Raw genomic sequence first — 17,505 nt, 5'->3', positions numbered from 1 at the left:
TCATTACGAGGAGCGATAGCGACGTGGTAATCTCATCATTATTATATTTTAGGCTGCTACTCGGTATTAATTGGGAAATACTTTTCCCACATTTTGGGAATTTTGCAACGGTCTCAACTCGGTATAAGGAGTATGATGGAAAGATACGTATATTGGCAGAATGAGGGTATGTGGCTTGGATATTTGGAAAAATATCCGGATTACATGACCCAGGGTGAAACACTTGAAGAGTTAGAGGAAAACCTCAGAGATATTCTTTATTAAACATCACTTGCAATTCTGTTTTTAACCCACAGCTCTACTGCCGCCTTTGCGTCATATGGCTTAAAGCCGTAGAGCGTTTGAGCTTTTTGCGTGGAGATATTGAAAAAATCCGATTTTTTGCCATTTTCTATAATTTTTGATTTTGAATTCAAAAGCGTCTTCATAAAAGTTACGATTTCAAAGAGGGTCATATTTTTATCCGAAGCAACATTTATAACGTCAAATTTAGGGGAATCCCCTTTAAGTGAGGTAAAAAAGTCAAAAATATTCTCTACGCATATAAAATTATTGAATAGCCTGTGCGGGTTTGTGATTTCAATGTCCTCGTTGTGTTTGAGTTTAACAAAACATCTGCCCAGAATGTTGGTAGTGTTTTTAACGCCCAGAATCCCCGGAAACCGGATAGCCAGCACATGTTTCAGAGCGCTCTCTTTAAGATATGTCTCTCCAAAGAGTTTAGAGGCCCCGTATATTCCAGGGGAGTTTAAGAAATCCGTCTCGGCAAGATCCTCTTTGTTTTGGCTGCCATAGACTGAGACGGCAGAGAAATATATCATCCTGTCAATGCCGTGAGAGAGGGCATAGTCAACGACTTTTTTAAGATACACGATATTGGAATTCAATATGTCATCAGCACCAGAGGGCGGGGATTTAGCGGCCATGTGGATAATCACACCGGTAGCGGTATCCGGTGCAGTATCAGCATTAAACGGCTCAATGGGCAGGTTGTGCTGTTTATAAAGCCCATACAGCATGGAACCAATATCGCCTCGTGAGCCGGTTATCAGAGTGTTTTCTCTCATCTGTGTTTATCTGTATATATCTTTTCTGTGGCCAACCGTTATTATCCACACAGTGGTATTATCTATCCAATAAATAATCCGGTAATTTCCCACTCGCAGCCTGTACTTACCTTTAAACTTGCCCTCCAGATGCTTGCCAGCCTCGTGCGGTTTATCACGGAGGATGTTTAAGGCGTTTAAAATTTCCACGGCATCTTTAACGGCAATCTGTTGTAATTCCCTGTAAGCCCTCATGTCCCATTTAATCTGAAAGGCCATACTCTGTTAAAACGTCATCATGAGATATGCCCTCTGTGAGAGAGGCAATTCGCATATCACTTAAATGCTCATCATATTTATCAAAATACTGCTTTAAGGCCTGTTGAACTATCCAACTTTTGCTAACTTGCAACTCTTTGGCATAGCCCTCTAAAGAGTCAACAATACTGCTGTCCACCTTTGCAGATATAGTCACCTTTGCAAGTTTCATAGTATTATATAGTAATACTTTTTAATACAAAATGCAATCACTACACAAATCCCAGATGTTCCATATTAGCCTCAAGGTAGTCCAGCACAAGCATGTTTTTTTCATTTGCCACACAGTGATGGTTACAGACTTTTGAAGGGTTTATTTTAAAAAAGTTCGCTTTATTGGAACACCAAAAATCGCTAAAGCGAACATCTTTGATAGATCCAATCAGTCCCTCCTCAAGGTTATACGCCTTATCCTGACAGGAATACACATTACAGTCTGCCCCGATTACCGGCAGTATTTGAAGGTACGGACACCATGTGTAGTCTTTTTTAAATTTCTCGTCAAGGGCATGGTAGGAGTCAAAAATTTCAAAGTGTTCGTTACAGAAATCCGCCTTTGCTCTTGCTACCTGTTCTCTTACTGATTCAAAAAACGGCTTATGGTAGGCGTTATTTTGAGCGCCCTCGTTACTGACAATGCACGGGGAGATTTTAACGCTGTCAACTCCAACATCCCTGAGTTTTCCGGTAAACTCATATACCTTGTTGCAATTGTCTTTGTCTATGATAAAGCTGACGCCAAGGTAGCATTTGCCGCCCAGTTTTTTGAAATTCTGCAGATTTTCCATAATTTTGGTAAACTCGCCGTGCTTAACGCCACGGTAGTGGGTGTAGCTTTCGTCGTCGTAGCCATCCATTGACACCCGCACCCATGTGGCATGTTGGGCAAACACTTCAGCGGCTTCTCCCATCAGGTTTGAGCCGTTCGTAAGAGTGGCAATTTTAACGCCAGAGGCCGCAAGTTTCAGCGCAGTCTCAGTGATATATGGATAGACCAGGGGCTCACCGCCTCCGCTAAATGTAACCGCCTTTACTCCCATATCAATAATGTCTTCTACAATTTCAAGCATCTTAGTGCGGGCAATAAAATCCCGCTTGTTCATATCCTTACCGAGCTGGAGATTATCCGCCCTGTAGGCACAGTACCGGCAGTTGTGGTTACAGACATTTGTCGGTTTTATCCGTATGTGGATAGGAGGCAAAATCTCAGTAGTGCTAATAGGCAGCGAGTCCAGTTTTTCCTTAAAATGGAAAACCTTCATTTTGGTGTATAGTCGGCTCATAGAGTAGTATATAACAAAACCATGAGGAGTTGCTATAAGTGCTGCCGTTTTATAGCGTCTTGACACGCAACATAATTTAACTATAAGATAATACATAGGAGGAAGGCACATATATGCAGACAACAGATAAAAACGAAATCAAAAAGATAGTCGTAGAGGTTCTTGATGAGATCTTAGCCCAAACACAGCCGCCTGACAGGCTTGCTTTTTTGTTTTACAACTATATGAACGACTTTCACGACTTCAAACGTATGGTGACCACGAAATTCACTGAGATTGACGAGCGGTTTGACAAGGTTGACGAGCGGTTTGACAAGGTTGACGAGCGGTTTGACAAGGTTGAGGCAAGGCTGGATAACTGTCTCACTAAAGACGAGTTCAATGTCAGGATGGTTGACTATATTGAAAAAATTGGGGTAAGCGTAAGAAAAATAGTCAAAGAGGAAATTCAGGAGGCGTTCCCTTCCTCCTCTGATAAGAAAAGCGCTTAAGATTATCCTGTGTTGGTGCAATTCCCCAAACGTTTCTGAACTATGATTTAATTGATTAAATGACGGACTATGATTTCTTAAGAGATTTCATCTGCGCCTCCCCCACATCCAACATGAGAATTGCAACCACAGATGAACACAGATAAAAATTAAATACCTATCATCTGTGTTTATCCGTGTGTATCTCCCAAACCCGTTGGTGCAATCTTATAGATTGCACCACAGTGTTTCCTCTTTTGACTTCAGTGTTTCAGATATAAAAAACTACTATCCCAAACGTTGCGGAGCAGTCTAAAAGACTGCTCCAACGCCGTGCGCGTCAAACCATCTTCTAAAATTTGCAAAATACTCCCAAACCCTGTAAAATAACACCTATGGAAAATGATTTCCATTGTGTGTTCTATAAAGGGGAGGCTGATTTGAGGTGGATGAAAATGAACTATTAGAAATAATCAATAGAGCGTATAGAGATAGTGAAACTTATTTAGATTTATCAAACAGAGGACTGACAACGCTGCCCCCTGATATTGGAAATCTTAATAATTTACAAACGCTTGATATTTATAACAACCAACTAACAGCACTGCCGCATGAGATTGGAAAGCTTAATAAACTAACAGATTTTTTTGTATCAGATAACCCGCTTAAAACCCCGCCGATAGAAATTGCCTCTAAGGGTATTCATGCTATAAGAGAATATTTTGAATTGCTAAACAAGAAAACAACTGTTATAACAAAATTATACGAGGCAAAGCTTATAATTGTAGGCCAGGGCGGAGTAGGAAAGACAAGTATTTTAAGAAGGCTTACTGATAACAGTTTTTCAGATACTCAGAAGTCAACCGAAGGAATAGAGATCAAAAAACTAAAGATTAGTCAAAATGGCGGCAATGAAATCACACTCAATGTATGGGATTTCGGTGGGCAAGAGATATATCACGCAACACATCAGTTTTTCTTAACCAAGCGCTCCGTCTATATGCTTGTCTGGGACGCAAGACAAGAGGCGGTCTTTGGCAGAATCGAGGACTGGCTCAATGTTATAAAAGCCTTTGGTGAGGACAGCCCGATCATTTTAGTCCTGAATAAATGTGATACGTATATTGAAGAGATTAACTTCAAAGACTTAAAAACGAAATTTCCCAATATCATGGGGTTCCTTAAGGTAAGTTCCAAAACTCCTAGAAAGGGACCCGATTCTTTTAGTAAATTGAAGAATGTAATCGGCGATGTGGCGGCTAAGCTCCCTCTTATGGGCACAGAATGGTTCAGCTCATGGCGCAAGGTAAGGGAGGTGTTAGAAGACGACACACGAAATTATATAGATTATTCAGAATTTAATAAACTCTGCAAAAAGCACAAAATAACTGAAAGTGAGGAAAGCCTGCTTGCCGAATATCTTCACGATTTGGGAGTATTTCTGCATTTTAAAGACGACGTCATTTTACGTAACACACTGATAATAAAACCCGCCTGGGGCACTCATGCGGTCTATAAAGTGGTAGCGTCAAAAAAACTGAAGCAAGGTGTTTTATGCGAGGACGACCTGCCGGAAATCTGGAAAGATATGGACGGTTATCCTGCATCTCAATACCCTACCCTTTTGAGGCTCATGAGAAAATTTGAACTCTCCTTTGCTATGGGAGATACAAATAACTACATCATCCCAAGCGTCTTGCCCAGAGAGCCGATAGACGTTGATGATGATTTTACTACCTGTACGCATGTCTTGTACCAATATGAGTTTTTACCTAAAAATGTGATGCCGCATTTTATAGTCCGGGTTCATGATTTAATCAAAAGAGATAATGATAAATACCAATGCTGGAGAGAGGGAGTTATTTTAAGTAAAGAAACAGAGACAGAAAAAACCTCCGCGTATATCAAAGCGGATGAGTCAAAAAGATTGATAGATATAACGGTAACAGGCGAAAGCAAACGGGAGTTTCTCTGGCTCATAAGGCAGCATTTCGATACAATTAACGATAAGATAAAGAAGCTGAAAGTGGATTTACTGATACCGTGTACGTGTACGGGAAATTGCCCGTCAGTATATAAATATGAAAATGTTCGTAAGTTTGAAATAGAAGGAAAGAGCGAATTTTCTTGCATGGAATCAACAAAGGCGGTGTCAGTTAAAGAACTTCTTAACGGGATTGAAACTACGGAAAGGAGAAAAAAGGAGGAGGATTCAAAAAGCATGGGAGATAGTAAATTTGATGTGTTTATCAGCCACAGTTCAAAGGATGCTGATTTTATTACGGATAGAATTTTGCCAAAGTTTAAAAGCAGAGGAATAACCTATTGGATTGACCATGAGCAGATAGGCTTTGGCGATGGGATTGTTAACAAAATAGAAGACGGACTACAAGCCAGTAAGCACGTTTTGGTCTGCCTAAGTCCCGCACTTGGGAAATCAAACTGGTGCAGAGCCGAATATGAGGCGGTTTTACACAGAGTAATTACTGAAACAACAAAACAAAAAGTTATACCCCTGAAATTGGAGGACAGAGATGATTATGATACTCCTTTTTTAATCACAGGCCTCAGAAGGACAGAGTTTTACAATAGCAAGACGTTTGAGGAATTAATGGATTATCTTGTGAAGTAGCGGCATAGCAAGTAGCAGTCAGAAGCATAACGAGACGGCAAGGAGAAGGCGACGTAGGCGTACTTTTAGTACGTTGAGGAGCTTTTGACGATGCCAACAAAGTTAGGCGATAGAATGCAACTTGAGACCGTTGCAAAATTCCCAAAATGGGGGAAAAGTATTTCCCAATTAATACCGAGTAGCAGCCTAAAATATAATAATGATGAGATTACCACGTCGCTATCGCTCCTCGTAATGACGGATAGGTACGCCCACGCACAGCCCACGCCGTCATTGCGAACCCCCGCAGGGGGTGTGGCAATCTCATCCTTTTTCTATAACATTTTGTTATATTTTTGAACTCAACTTTGGTGTTATAATATTTTTGCAACGGTCTCAAATTGGTATAGGCGTAAAGTGCCACATGTGTTATAATATATGAAATGCAACGCAGCGAGGCCATAAGCCTGTTAAAACAACATGAAGACGAACTCAGGCGGCTTGGGGTGGAGAGTCTTTACATGTTTGGATCAACTGCGCGCAATGAGGCTAATGAGAATTCTGATGTGGATCTGTTTTTTGACTATGAAGTAGGAAAGTTTGGCCTCTTTGAGCTAATGGATGTAAAGAATGCAGCGGCTCAGATTCTTGGCTGCAAGACAGACATCATGACGCGCGACAGTTTGCACAAGATGCTGCGGGAGCAAATCGAGGCATCTGCAATTCAGGTGTTTTAAGTGACAAATCCCTCGCCCGTGCCGCGCCTGACAGACATTATTGAAGCCATTGAGCTTATTAACATCGAAATGTCCGGGTTAACGCTTGAGGCCTATGACGCTGACAGGCGCAAACAATGGCTCATTGAGCGCGGCGTTGAAATTATCTCAGAGGCGAGCCGCCATCTGCCTGTTGAAATTAAGGAGCGGCATCCGGAAATTCCATGGCAGAAAGTGGCAGGCATTGGTAATGTGTTACGGCATAACTACGAACGGGTTTCAAACAATGTGCTGTGGCGCGTTGTGATAGATGAGCTGCCCGCTTTGGAAACACTCTGCCGCGCAGAGCTTGCAGCAGAAACAGAACGGGAACAAAAACGCAAACATTCCGGACTATGATTACACTGATTAAATGGCGGACAACATACTTGATACAAAGGCGTTACAGGAGGTGAAATATGTCAAAAGTACAGGAAATTGAAAAGGCAGTATCAAGTTTATCACAAGAGGAGTTAGTTCAATTCAGGGTTTGGTTTGAAGAGAAATTTGATTCTGCAAAATGGGATGCAGAATTTGAACAAGATGTAAGGTCAGGCAGGCTTGATGCCGTCTCTGAAAAGGCTGTGATTGGAACTCATGCCCAGTACAAATAATCTTTTGTAACTTGATTGCACAACAGTGTTTACTGTGATACTCTTTCAAATCACCTCGTAACGCTGTCCGGTTATTTCTCTGAACTCTGGGGAGCATCTGTGCCAGTCAACGACGTCCACTCTGAGCGGATGAATTTCCACGACAGCTCATATGTAAACTCAAAATTCTGAATAACTCCGGCCCTGATGACGTCCCGCTCCGTCTCAGACAGTGCCGCCGCCTTTGCGCTTGCGGCAAACTCAAGCGCGCCCCCTAAGTACAACAACGCTTTCCGTAAACTGCTTAAATCAAGCGGCATCCAATTTCCCCCATCTCCTCTGTAGTATATAATAAAGCGGTGCTGATTATTTAATTTATCTGCGTCCATCTGCGTCATCTGCGGATAAATCCCTTTTCCCTGATTCTCTGCCTTCCATCTTGCGGACACTGTGTCCGCAAATACCTATAACTTACCCACGCATTCTGGTGTATATCTCAAGCGCCAGGTCTTTAAAGTCCTGAGACAAGGGGAGTTTGGGATAGACCTTATCCAGCGTGGAGTTTAGTATGGGTAGCTCACGGAGTTTTACGGCTGCTTTGATCCGGGTTTTAAATATCAAATCGCCAAACACCTCAAGGGCCATATCCTCCATAGCCTTTGATATGTTTGACACCTTCTCGTAATTATTTATCAGCACTCCAATTACCGAAACCCCGGGATTGCTGTAGTACTTTCTGACGTCTGAGAGTATCAGGTTTATCACGTTTCCGCCGCCTCCGATTGCCGTTGCATCCAGAGTTATTGGAATCAAAATGTAATCTGAGGCACTCACTACAATATAGTGAAGGTTTGAGATGTAGGGCGCCGTATCAATCAGCACAAGGTCATAGTCCTCGGATATGATTTTAATGGTTTCAATAAGTTTAGCGGCAGCCTTACGCTCCCCAATGCCTGTCATTTCCCGGTCTATCCGGTCCAGGTTTAAGGATGTGGTGACAACGGCAGGGTTATGCCCGGACACTGCGGCTAACGCAAGCTCTTTAAGTTCTTGTCTTACGGCACTGTCGTCAAGATCATTTTTCAGGCCAAAACGCAGAATATCCTCGATTTTTGGAGTACGTTGCTGAGTGCTAATCTGGCTTACCGGATTGCCGTAGTCTTTACACAACCACACGGAGGCATCCGATTGCGGATCAAAATCCAGCAGCAGGATTTTCTCAAAATACTCAGACATAAAACTGGAAAGATTCACGGCCACGGTGGTCTTTCCCACCCCACCCTTCTGATTGATTACCGTTATTATCTTAGCCACTAAACACTCCAACAAGGCGGCTCTTTAAGAAATCCTTGATTTTTGTCTTTATCTGTCTGAAATAAATAAGCCTTTCTTTTAAACTTACTCTGTTGTGCTTTGTGTAATTTCTGTAAAGCATAAATGACAACTTCAACTGTCCGGACAGCAACAGCTCCGTTGAGGAATCAAAGGCAGCTTTTCTTGTATTTTCTGCTAAAAACAGAAGATTTTTCTGTAATTCAGATTTTAATTCCTCTCCGAGATAGTTATTATATTTTTTTAGTATAAACGTTATGTACCTGTAGAGGATTGGATATCTCTTATCATCCAGTGCGTTATAATTTAAGAAAATTACAGATATTATGCTGCTTAATAGTGAAGGCTCGGCGATAATCTGTAAGGCCAGGTATTTGTTATATATTAAAGAGTTCCTTATTTCCGGTAAAACAGGCTTAATCTGTTCATATTTCCACTGGCTGCTTTCGTTAATAGACTCTATGATTTTGAGTTTCCAGAAAGTTGCAACATCCGGATTTTTGATTATCGTATCGTCAATACCTTTGTCCTTGTAGTACTTAGCTGGGTTTTGCATGTTAGAGAGCAGGTAATAGATTTCAACAGGGTTATTGTCTCCAGTGCAGGTTACAAAACTGGTATTGTCAATATATTTGGCAACGTCCTTAATTTTTGGCTTTACCACAACAAACGAGTACAGGTCTGAAATGGAGTTTATGTTTGAGTTAATAACATCGATTTTTGATTGTCTCTCCTGTGAGTTATCAAGCAACGTTTCATGTGTAAAGGTCAGTGGAAACATTTCAAAAATTTTGGCATACTGCTCTCTGGTAAAGACAGGCGCACCCTTGCTTTTTATATTGCTGCCCGTAAGTTCTTTATTGTTTTTCCACTCAGATACCTGAGAGCTTTGTATTTTCCACGCGTCACTGCAATTAGAAAAATACTCTGTAACCAGATCTTTGGCAGATTCAAAATCCTGGTTTTTAAAGTGTGAACAGTCCTCTATAAAAAGGGCATTTGAGTACATATTTCTGCGCTGAGCCAGGGACATTTTTCCCCTTTCATCCTCAAAGAAAAAATCAAAATCTCCTATAAAAACATGTGGGCATTTTGTCTTTATCAGTTGATTCTCTACATAGTACGACTCAGTTGAAAACTCCGGCGTCCCCTTTGGGCACATGATGTCATGAATCAGTGCCGGGCCACTGCATTGCGGAAACAGGGATTTTATGTACCACTCTGCAAAATAATCATCATGGCAACTGTCTATAAAGACAAAGTTAGGGCTGACATTCATCTTCAGCGTGTTTAGGCGGGCATCGCCAATGATAACGTGCAAACGGTTTAAATCAGAGGATTTATGCTGTACACCGCAGATGGCGTCCTCTGTAGGGATTCCTCTGATTGTCTTGCTTAATTCAAAGCTGTAACACTCTCCATGGTTATTTTTTGTAAGAGCCTGAAGGATATAGTGAGTGGAATAACCGCAATCCGGTGAGACCTCAAACACCACCTCCGGTTTAAACCTGCGAATAAGCATATAAAGGACCTCCGATTCCACATCCGAAAATGTAGCACCATAGCCCTTCGAGAGAAAAGTATTATAAACATCACCAGAAATATCACAAAGAGAGACAAGCTCACTGTGGTAGTCCTCATAGAGCCCGCGCAGTGTGTCAAAACCCAACTTTTTCAAGCCATACCTCCCTCCGGTAATTTTACTAAGATACCACTTTTTGTGTGAATATGTCTTGTGCCGGCAAGTTTAATACCAATCCGAGACCGTTGCAAAATTCCCAAAATGGGGGAAAAGTATTTCCCAATTAATACCGAGTAGCAGCCTAAAATATAATAATGATGAGATTACCACGTCGCTATCGCTCCTCGTAATGACGGATAGGTACGCCCACGCACAGCCCACGCCGTCATTGCGAACCCCCGCAGGGGGTGTGGCAATCTCATCCTTTTTCTATAACATTTTGTTATATTTTTGAACTCAACTTTGGTGTTATAATATTTTTGCAACGGTCTCTATCCGCATTCAATCGTCTAACTTCGTTGGCATCGTCAAAAGCTCCTCAACGTACGTAAAAGTACGCCTGCGTCGCTTTTTCCTTGCCGCCTTGTTATACTTCTGACTGCAAATTGGATTAGAGTATAGATGAGGCAGATATAGAGCGGCAGAGAGGGGGGGGTATTGACGGCAGATTATCTGCTGAAGGCCGGCAGCCGCCGCTCCTCAAGTTTATACGCCATGGTGTCGGAGGAACTTCTGTAGCCAAATGTGCCATGTCTGCAAGTGTTATGATACTCATAAATCTTAACGTTGAGGGAATTGACAAGCATGTGCAGCTGATACGTATAACTGTTGTGGCCAAACTTGTTTATCAACCTGTGGATGCTCTCAAGGTGTGCCAGCAGCTGGCGCTTGAAAGGGTTAATAATGTTTTCACGTACAATAAGATCGGTAATGCTGATACCAAGGTAATCGTTAATATAATCAATGTCTATTTTTAACCTGTAAAACGGGATAAACCCTAGGAATCTCGAATACTTAGGCTTAGGCAGACCGATCTCCTCGATATCGTGTTCTATCTTCTCAATGGCCATCACACAAATCATCACACACCTCCTCCTATATTTTCTATTTATATTATAACATATAATTCTAACTTTAGGCAACATTATAATTAATAACAAGAGATAAGAACTTTTTATCCGCAGATTGCGCAGATGTTCGCAGATACAGATGGGCGAATAATCTTCTAATTGCTTCTGATGAGATTTTTTACGAGGGCATAAAAATTCTCAGCTGCTAAGAGTTATAATATGAGGGACAATTATAAGGAGGGTCTATGTCATATAAAGTCAGTGTTTTGATAGAGAAAGATGATAGCGGCTATTACGCTTACTGTCCTGCATTAGATGGATGTCAGACTCAGGGCGATTCATTTAAAGAGGTGTTGTCAAATATAAAAGAAGCTATAGCGCTTTATATTGAAACATTGTCAGAAGATGAGCGCATTGTTATTCCATTCCATGCCGGTAAAACACTTCACAATAAAATAGCTAAAACCGTTATTAACGCTGTATAACCAGTTTGCTGACACTGTGTCCGCAAACTCTAACGCATAAGCCAATGCCCGCTAAATCCTCATTAGTGTTTCCTCTTAGTGTCTGTAAATGTCTTTTCTGTGGCCAATATTTAGAATAATTACATCATCGCCGTCAATCGTATAAATTATTCGCCATTGGCCAACCGGCAATTTATAGCAGCCCTGTAAGTTACCGGTAAGAGGCAGAGCCACCGGATTTTCTTTTAAGGATTCCTTTTTTCTGATTATTCTATCAATTATTGAGTTATCAAGCTTTTTTAAATCAGATTTTGCTTGTCTGCTCAATATGATGTTGTTCAAGCTCTCTTTTTACCTCCTCAAGCGGCGTATAACCCTCCTTATCACTCATAGAGCTGAGAACTTTATTTACAAATTCATCTTTCATTTCAAGTCCGTAGTCGGGGTCTAAGAGTCTGCCGACCACTCGTTCAATTAAGGTCTCCAGCTGCTCTACCGTCATGTCGGCTACTTTCATAAGTACATGCTCCTGTTTAATAATTTGCCCATCCACATAGCATATAATAACACACTATAATGTTATACCAAAAGCCGGCGCCCGCTAAAACCTCATTTCGTGCCTGAATTTGCTAACTTTTCCTCTGCTAACTTTAAATAATTCCTTACACTCTTTGTGTAGGGATGGTTATTTCCTAATTTTTCTTCTCTAATACCTAAACTCTGCTTAAACAATGGAATTGCTTTTTCATATTGGCCAAGGCCGTAATAAGCTGTTCCCAGATTGAGACCGTTGCAAAAATATTATAACACCAAAGTTGAGTTCAAAAATATAACAAAATGTTATAGAAAAAGGATGAGATTGCCACACCCCCTGCGGGGGTTCGCAATGACGGCGTGGGCTGTGCGTGGGCGTACCTATCCGTCATTACGAGGAGCGATAGCGACGTGGGCTGTGCGTGGGCGTACCTATCCGTCATTACGAGGAGCGATAGCGACGTGGGCTGTGCGTGGGCGTACCTATCCGTCATTACGAGGAGCGATAGCGACGTGGGCTGTGCGTGGGCGTACCTATCCGTCATTACGAGGAGCGATAGCGGCGTGGGCTGTGCGTGGGCGTACCTATCCGTCATTACGAGGAGCGATAGCGACGTGGTAATCTCATCATTATTATATTTTAGGCTGCTACTCGGTATTAATTGGGAAATACTTTTCCCACATTTTGGGAATTTTGCAACGGTCTCAACTTGTTAAGGTCTCGTGCAACACTCGGGTGGTTATCGCCGAAATTCTTTTTGTCTATTTTTAACGCCTGCTCATAGTAATCAATCGCCTTCTGATACCCCTCCGTTGGTGCAATCATTTTGATTGCACCACAGTGTTTCCTCTCTTGGCTTTTTTGGAACTAATTGACAGCACAGCATAAATGTTGTAAAATATTTGTGTGTGAAAGATACGGAATTTCTAAAAATACTTAATAAATATGGATGGACGTTAAAAAAAATTGAAGGCAGCCATCATATTTTGGAAAAAGGGAAAGAGCTAATTTCCGTGCCAGTTCATAAGAGGGATTTTAAAAAAGGACTTTTCCATAAATTACTCAAAGAGACAGGGTTAACTTTAGAGGATATGAAAAAGCCAAAAAAACGTGAAAAAATTTGAAGGGAGGTGTTTTTGTATGATAAGACTTCAATATCCGGCAGTTGTTACTTATATAGAAGAGGATAACGACTACCTTGTGGAATTTCCCGATCTTAAAGGGTGTATTACCGATGGTGAGACAATAGAGCAGGCTCTTTTCAATGCAAAAGAGGCATTAACAGGTTATTTGGCTGTTGTTTTTGAAAGAGACCACAGTGTGCCGGAGGCTTCTGATTTAAAAGGGGATAACATTTATCTTGTTGAGCCGGAGCCCAAAGTATCAATTCCGATATTTCTGAGAAAATTACGGCAGGAACAGGGATTAAGCCAAAGCGACCTGGCACAGAGACTTGGAATTACCTACCAGGTTTATCAGAGGCTTGAAAACACCGTTAAGTCCAATCCGACAGTTAAGACCTTAACTAAGATAGCAAACGCATTTCATAAACAACTGCACGTTGAGATTATTTAAAAAGCCGGCGCCTGCTAAGTCCTCATCTCGTGCCTGAACCCGCTAACTTTTCCTCTGTGCTCTACGTTTTTGCTGTTATCAATAAACCTCGTCGTGAGAGCCTATGTTGAGCAGGTGAACTGTGTTGTCTGACAGCTCAAATATGATACGAATGTCCTTAGTAATTGAACAGGCATATTTGCCTTTTAAGGAGCCGGTCAAAGGATGTGTTTTCAAAGAAGGCTCAAAAGGATTTTCCTGTAGTAAATCGAAAACTGTATCTGTTTTATCAGTTAACTCCGGAGAGCTTTTTAATAGTTTGCCGAGCTTTTTAAGAAACGGTTTGTCAGCGTCAAGATTACGAATTTTCAGAGACAGACTCCAGAGCCGCCTTTATTAAGGCTTTGGAATTTTTAAAGGTAATTTTTTCAGGATTAGCGGCAGCGGCCAAAGTCTCTTCAACAAATATTTTATGTTTACGCTCTCTCTCGGCAAGATACGCTATGAAATCAGCGGCTTCTTTAATATGCTCAGGAGACAGCTCCGGCATTATCTCGATGATTCGTTCGACGTCGGGATTGCTTAAAACAGCCTCCGGTGGTTTTTCTATAATCGTTCCACTCATAAAAATATAATAACACAGGGGAGGTTTTATTGGCTATATGTCCTGTGCAAAAGCCATTGCCCGCTAAAACCTCATTAGTGTTTCCTCTTTTGGCAGTTACATTTGACGCTAACGGCCATTTAGATTATACTAAGTTACAGTAATATATACTGCAAAAGCAGTCAAGAAGGAGATTTCTATTATGAAATTCAATGTAATACTTGATCCAGCCGATGAGGGCGGTTTTAACGTGACAGTCCCTGCTCTGGATGGTTGTTTTACGCAAGGCGATACTGAGGAGGAGGCTGTTGAAAACGCCAAAGAAGCGATTCATGCTTATATAGAAGGACTTGAAAAGCTAAATCAGATAAAATCAACACCCGACGTCATTTTGAAAGAAGTGGAAATGACGCTTTGAGTAAAACATTCTCCGGAAAGGATGTTGTCAAAGCATTGAGACGTATTGGCTATGTAGTAGATCACATTCGGGGAAGCCATATATTTATGCACAATCTGGGGAAAAATATTTCGGTGGTAGTTCCACTTCATAAGGAAATCAAAAAAGGGACTCTCAACAACATCATCAAAAAAGCAGGCATTACGATTGATGAACTTAAAGATTTGCTGTGCTGATTGCACCATAGTGTTTCCTCTTTGTATTGTTATGTAATACCAGGTAGCTGCCAAAAAGGTAATATAATGGTGGAGAAAAAGGACTGGATCCCGCAACAAGTGCGGGATGACAAAGGGCGGTGCGGGATGACAAAGGGGTGGTGCGGGATGACAAAGGGCGGTGCGGGATGACAAAGGGCGGTGCGGGATGACAAAGGGCGGTGCGGGATGACAAAGGGGTGGTTCTTATCCTGTCATTCCTGCGAAGGCAGGAATCCAGTATTTTATTTATATCTTTGAACGCAACTCGAGACCGTTGCAAAATTCCCAAAATGTGGGAAAAGTATTTCCCAATTAATACCGAGTAGCAGCCTAAAATATAATAATGATGAGATTACCACGTCGCTATCGCTCCTCGTAATGACGGATAGGTACGCCCACGCACAGCCCACGCCGTCATTGCGAACCACCGCAGGGGGTGTGGCAATCTCATCCTTTTTCTATAACATTTTGTTATATTTTTGAACTCAACTTTGGTGTTATAATATTTTTGCAACGGTCTCAACTCGGTATAAATAGTTCTTTCATCTGCGTCATCTGCAAATAGATATCTTTTAAAGAACTTTTTATCCGCAGATTGCGCAGATGTTCGCAGATACAGATGGGCGAATAATTATTCGCCCCTACAAATAATCATACCTCCGTTTTTGCAATCATGTCGAGTGCACCACTATTTTAGAGCGCCAAGAAGTTTCGCTCCGTTTGGCGAGCCCCAACCCGTGCAAGCATCCCAACCCTTACTAGCTATATAGCCCCCGTTGTTACCGCTTATTATGTCACGGAAAGTACCCATACGAAGAGAGCCATAGATTTTTGGATTTAGGAATCCAACATTTTTCATTGAGTTTTGATTTAAGCTTTGATTAATCAGCGCAATCAACCCTGCCCACAAAGGCGCCACTGCACTTGTGCCGCCAACTGATGTATCCTGCCCGTTAATGTACACTGAATAACCTGTAAACGGATCCGCATCAGCAGCAACATCAGGAATACAGCGGCCATAATGTGTGGAATCGTTTACTGAGGGCACTTTTATGCTATTTTGGTACGCCGGTACGCCAAAGAAATCGCTCACGCCGCCTCCGGTTGCGCTCATGGCGGAGTTTTCATTCCAAACCTCCTCACTAAATATTGTGTTGCCGTTTGCAATTAGCTTTGTGCCCCCACAAGCGGTCACATATGGGCTGGATGCCGGGAATTCCGCATGTGCCTTTCCATCATTCACTCCGCCCCTTGAGCCATTATCGCCGGCTGCGCAAAGTACTGTTATTCCTAAAGCGGCTGCTATGTGAAATTCACTGTTACACGAGGTCTTCATCTGGTCTGTCCAATTTGACTCTGCTCCAGCCCAGCTTATAGAGATAATCGACGGCTTATTGATTGTGTCATGAACTGCCTTAGTAAGGACATTTAGGAAATCTACGTCGGAGCTGGATGCGGCAAAATAGACAGCAATAACTGCTTTGGGCGCTATTGCAGCCGCTATCTCTATGTCAAGCGTTACCTCTTGTATATTTGGGCTTGAGGTATTGTTGCTCCCACTGGCAACCTTAACAGTAGGGTGAGGCAAGCCGAGGTTGGTAAAATAGGCATGAATATCACTCGTTTTGAAGCCGCCGCCTTGTTCGATGATTGCAATACATTGCCCTGTGCCATCCAAACCGGTTGGAAAATTGTACAATTTTGCCAGTTGCGGCGGAGTGAATGAGGTGCCAGTGCCGCGAGGTTTAATATCAACACCGAGGGTTGGCTTATAGTGCTGGTAATTTTGCCTGGCTACAGGGCGGTTGTCTATCCCAAATACACCCTCAATGACATCAGCCAATTCGGTTGGCACGGTTAGTGCGCCGGTGCGGCCACGGTATGTGCCTCCCTCGTGTTCATAGTGTTCTATCTTTGTTTCAAATGCCTTTGAGAATTTGGCAGCCGTACCTGAGACATATACGCTGCGTTTAACCGTGCTGGTTTCTACCACTATAAGGCCGTACTCTTCTACAAATTTCTTAACTAACTCTATATCTTTTGAGTCAGCACCCTCGTACGTGTCATGGGTCAGGTATTGTGAGCCGTCTGTCTCCAAATTCTTAAGAGGAGTTTTTAGGCGTACCACGACTGTGACTTCAAAACGCTCATCATCATGAATTGGACCAGTTGCTACCGCCCCGTGAAGTGGAACCCGCTCACTGCCTTTTAGTATCGAACGGTTGGATTTTTTACTCATGGTGCTACCTCCCTGCTGTTGTGAAATGTCTTTTTATAAGCGTCCCGCCACACCATCAGGGAACCTGGGTGCATGGCATGGATTTGCGGATATTTAAACATATAATAACGTTAATTGTACATGTAGTTAACTCCGTTAATAAAGGACTGGATTCCTGCCTTCGCAGGAATGACAAGATAGGGACAGAATGACAAGATAGGAACAGAATGACAAGATAGGAACCCCAGCCTCCTTTGTCATCCCGCACCACCTCTTTGTCATCCCGCACTTGTTGCGGGATCCAGTCCTTTTTCTGCATCATTATATTACCGTTTTGGAAGCTACTTGAGACCGTTGCAAAATTCCCAAAATGGGGGAAAAGTATTTCCCAATTAATACCGAGTAGCAGCCTAAAATATAATAATGATGAGATTACCACGTCGCTATCGCTCCTCGTAATGACGGATAGGTACGCC

26 protein-coding genes are annotated in these 17,505 nt (G+C 42.2%); 11 read left to right on the top strand and 15 right to left on the bottom strand.

Translation table 11 applies throughout. From position 1 onward, the window contains the following. Window positions 1-260: 260 nt before the first annotated feature. The 4 genes from HQK88_15140 to HQK88_15125 are packed head-to-tail and all read right to left on the bottom strand — an operon-like array spanning window position 261 to window position 2,647. On the bottom strand, window positions 261-1,067 hold the full coding sequence (locus HQK88_15140; GenBank protein MBF0618136.1) for an SDR family oxidoreductase: 807 nt from the start codon (window positions 1,065-1,067) through the stop codon (window positions 261-263). Window positions 1,068-1,073: 6 nt separating this feature from the next. Then, on the bottom strand, window positions 1,074-1,325 hold the full coding sequence (locus HQK88_15135; protein ID MBF0618135.1) for a type II toxin-antitoxin system RelE/ParE family toxin: 252 nt from the start codon (window positions 1,323-1,325) through the stop codon (window positions 1,074-1,076). Next, the gene (locus HQK88_15130) at window positions 1,309-1,536 is read right to left on the bottom strand and encodes a CopG family transcriptional regulator (protein MBF0618134.1); all 228 of its coding nucleotides are present in this window, start codon (window positions 1,534-1,536) and stop codon (window positions 1,309-1,311) included. Before HQK88_15130 ends, HQK88_15135 begins: the two co-directional genes overlap by 17 nt. Before the next feature lie 40 nt (window positions 1,537-1,576). Then, the gene (locus HQK88_15125; GenBank protein MBF0618133.1) at window positions 1,577-2,647 is read right to left on the bottom strand and encodes a radical SAM protein; all 1,071 of its coding nucleotides are present in this window, start codon (window positions 2,645-2,647) and stop codon (window positions 1,577-1,579) included. Window positions 2,648-2,956: 309 nt separating this feature from the next. On the opposite strand from HQK88_15125, the gene HQK88_15120 reads away from it, so the two are divergent. The 5 genes from HQK88_15120 to HQK88_15100 all read left to right on the top strand — a co-directional run bounded on the left by HQK88_15120 (window position 2,957) and on the right by HQK88_15100 (window position 7,097). After that, on the top strand, window positions 2,957-3,067 hold the full coding sequence (locus HQK88_15120; GenBank protein MBF0618132.1) for a hypothetical protein: 111 nt from the start codon (window positions 2,957-2,959) through the stop codon (window positions 3,065-3,067). Window positions 3,068-3,562: 495 nt separating this feature from the next. Next, window positions 3,563-5,749: a TIR domain-containing protein gene (locus HQK88_15115; GenBank protein MBF0618131.1), complete on the top strand. Its 2,187-nt coding sequence runs from the start codon at window positions 3,563-3,565 to the stop codon at window positions 5,747-5,749. A 422-nt stretch (window positions 5,750-6,171) separates the two neighbouring features. Continuing rightward, window positions 6,172-6,465: a nucleotidyltransferase family protein gene (locus HQK88_15110; GenBank protein ID MBF0618130.1), complete on the top strand. Its 294-nt coding sequence runs from the start codon at window positions 6,172-6,174 to the stop codon at window positions 6,463-6,465. Next, complete coding sequence (locus HQK88_15105) at window positions 6,466-6,843, top strand: DUF86 domain-containing protein (protein ID MBF0618129.1); 378 nt, start codon at window positions 6,466-6,468, stop codon at window positions 6,841-6,843. A 59-nt stretch (window positions 6,844-6,902) separates the two neighbouring features. After that, entirely contained in the window at window positions 6,903-7,097 is a 195-nt protein-coding gene (locus tag HQK88_15100) for a hypothetical protein (GenBank protein MBF0618128.1), read from the top strand. Between the two features lie 71 nt (window positions 7,098-7,168). On the opposite strand, the gene HQK88_15095 is transcribed toward HQK88_15100, so the two are convergent. The 4 genes from HQK88_15095 to HQK88_15080 form a co-directional block, all read right to left on the bottom strand. Next, entirely contained in the window at window positions 7,169-7,525 is a 357-nt protein-coding gene (locus HQK88_15095; GenBank protein MBF0618127.1) for a nucleotidyltransferase substrate binding protein, read from the bottom strand. Window positions 7,526-7,547: 22 nt separating this feature from the next. Next, window positions 7,548-8,390 carry a ParA family protein gene (locus tag HQK88_15090; GenBank protein MBF0618126.1) on the bottom strand — a complete coding sequence of 281 codons (843 nt, stop codon included), beginning with the start codon at window positions 8,388-8,390 and terminating at the stop codon, window positions 7,548-7,550. Then, the gene (locus tag HQK88_15085) at window positions 8,383-10,086 is read right to left on the bottom strand and encodes a hypothetical protein (protein ID MBF0618125.1); all 1,704 of its coding nucleotides are present in this window, start codon (window positions 10,084-10,086) and stop codon (window positions 8,383-8,385) included. Before HQK88_15085 ends, HQK88_15090 begins: the two co-directional genes overlap by 8 nt. A gap of 512 nt (window positions 10,087-10,598) precedes the next feature. After that, window positions 10,599-11,015, bottom strand: a complete 417-nt coding sequence (locus HQK88_15080) for a hypothetical protein (protein MBF0618124.1) — start codon at window positions 11,013-11,015, stop codon at window positions 10,599-10,601. A 230-nt stretch (window positions 11,016-11,245) separates the two neighbouring features. On the opposite strand from HQK88_15080, the gene HQK88_15075 reads away from it, so the two are divergent. Next, window positions 11,246-11,485: a type II toxin-antitoxin system HicB family antitoxin gene (locus tag HQK88_15075; protein ID MBF0618123.1), complete on the top strand. Its 240-nt coding sequence runs from the start codon at window positions 11,246-11,248 to the stop codon at window positions 11,483-11,485. Window positions 11,486-11,560: 75 nt separating this feature from the next. Here HQK88_15075 and HQK88_15070 read toward each other — a convergent pair whose 3' ends face one another. The 3 genes from HQK88_15070 to HQK88_15060 all read right to left on the bottom strand — a co-directional run bounded on the left by HQK88_15070 (window position 11,561) and on the right by HQK88_15060 (window position 12,244). Beyond that, window positions 11,561-11,806 (bottom strand): type II toxin-antitoxin system RelE/ParE family toxin, encoded by a 246-nt coding sequence (locus tag HQK88_15070; protein MBF0618122.1) that lies wholly within the window; start codon window positions 11,804-11,806, stop codon window positions 11,561-11,563. Beyond that, entirely contained in the window at window positions 11,769-11,981 is a 213-nt protein-coding gene (locus HQK88_15065) for a hypothetical protein (GenBank protein MBF0618121.1), read from the bottom strand. The genes HQK88_15070 and HQK88_15065 overlap by 38 nt, the downstream gene beginning before the upstream one ends. A 92-nt stretch (window positions 11,982-12,073) precedes the next feature. After that, entirely contained in the window at window positions 12,074-12,244 is a 171-nt protein-coding gene (locus HQK88_15060; protein MBF0618120.1) for a tetratricopeptide repeat protein, read from the bottom strand. Between the two features lie 106 nt (window positions 12,245-12,350). On the opposite strand from HQK88_15060, the gene HQK88_15055 reads away from it, so the two are divergent. After that, window positions 12,351-12,620: a hypothetical protein gene (locus HQK88_15055; protein MBF0618119.1), complete on the top strand. Its 270-nt coding sequence runs from the start codon at window positions 12,351-12,353 to the stop codon at window positions 12,618-12,620. Window positions 12,621-12,656: 36 nt separating this feature from the next. Here HQK88_15055 and HQK88_15050 read toward each other — a convergent pair whose 3' ends face one another. Beyond that, window positions 12,657-12,824, bottom strand: a complete 168-nt coding sequence (locus tag HQK88_15050; protein MBF0618118.1) for a tetratricopeptide repeat protein — start codon at window positions 12,822-12,824, stop codon at window positions 12,657-12,659. 77 nt (window positions 12,825-12,901) lie between these two features. On the opposite strand from HQK88_15050, the gene HQK88_15045 reads away from it, so the two are divergent. Both HQK88_15045 and HQK88_15040 read left to right on the top strand, forming a co-directional pair. After that, on the top strand, window positions 12,902-13,123 hold the full coding sequence (locus tag HQK88_15045) for a type II toxin-antitoxin system HicA family toxin (GenBank protein ID MBF0618117.1): 222 nt from the start codon (window positions 12,902-12,904) through the stop codon (window positions 13,121-13,123). A gap of 16 nt (window positions 13,124-13,139) precedes the next feature. Continuing rightward, a complete protein-coding gene (locus tag HQK88_15040) occupies window positions 13,140-13,574 on the top strand; it encodes a type II toxin-antitoxin system HicB family antitoxin (GenBank protein ID MBF0618116.1) in 435 nt (144 codons plus the stop codon). Window positions 13,575-13,652: 78 nt separating this feature from the next. Here HQK88_15040 and HQK88_15035 read toward each other — a convergent pair whose 3' ends face one another. Together HQK88_15035 and HQK88_15030 are read right to left on the bottom strand one after the other, a co-directional pair. Continuing rightward, entirely contained in the window at window positions 13,653-13,919 is a 267-nt protein-coding gene (locus tag HQK88_15035) for a type II toxin-antitoxin system mRNA interferase toxin, RelE/StbE family (protein MBF0618115.1), read from the bottom strand. After that, window positions 13,912-14,178: a hypothetical protein gene (locus HQK88_15030; GenBank protein ID MBF0618114.1), complete on the bottom strand. Its 267-nt coding sequence runs from the start codon at window positions 14,176-14,178 to the stop codon at window positions 13,912-13,914. The genes HQK88_15035 and HQK88_15030 overlap by 8 nt, the downstream gene beginning before the upstream one ends. Window positions 14,179-14,359: 181 nt before the next feature. On the opposite strand from HQK88_15030, the gene HQK88_15025 reads away from it, so the two are divergent. Beyond that, window positions 14,360-14,575, top strand: a complete 216-nt coding sequence (locus HQK88_15025) for a type II toxin-antitoxin system HicB family antitoxin (GenBank protein ID MBF0618113.1) — start codon at window positions 14,360-14,362, stop codon at window positions 14,573-14,575. Then, entirely contained in the window at window positions 14,572-14,790 is a 219-nt protein-coding gene (locus HQK88_15020; GenBank protein MBF0618112.1) for a type II toxin-antitoxin system HicA family toxin, read from the top strand. Before HQK88_15025 ends, HQK88_15020 begins: the two co-directional genes overlap by 4 nt. Window positions 14,791-15,499: 709 nt before the next feature. Here the strand turns inward: HQK88_15020 and HQK88_15015 are convergent. After that, window positions 15,500-17,050: a S8/S53 family peptidase gene (locus tag HQK88_15015; GenBank protein ID MBF0618111.1), complete on the bottom strand. Its 1,551-nt coding sequence runs from the start codon at window positions 17,048-17,050 to the stop codon at window positions 15,500-15,502. Between the last annotated feature and the right edge of the window lie 455 nt (window positions 17,051-17,505).

Source organism: Nitrospirota bacterium (genome assembly GCA_015233895.1).
Classification (GTDB): domain Bacteria; phylum Nitrospirota; class Thermodesulfovibrionia; order Thermodesulfovibrionales; family Magnetobacteriaceae; genus Magnetomonas.
The sequence above is the reverse complement of the archived record's forward strand: the minus strand, read 5'-3'. Positions and strand labels throughout refer to the sequence as shown.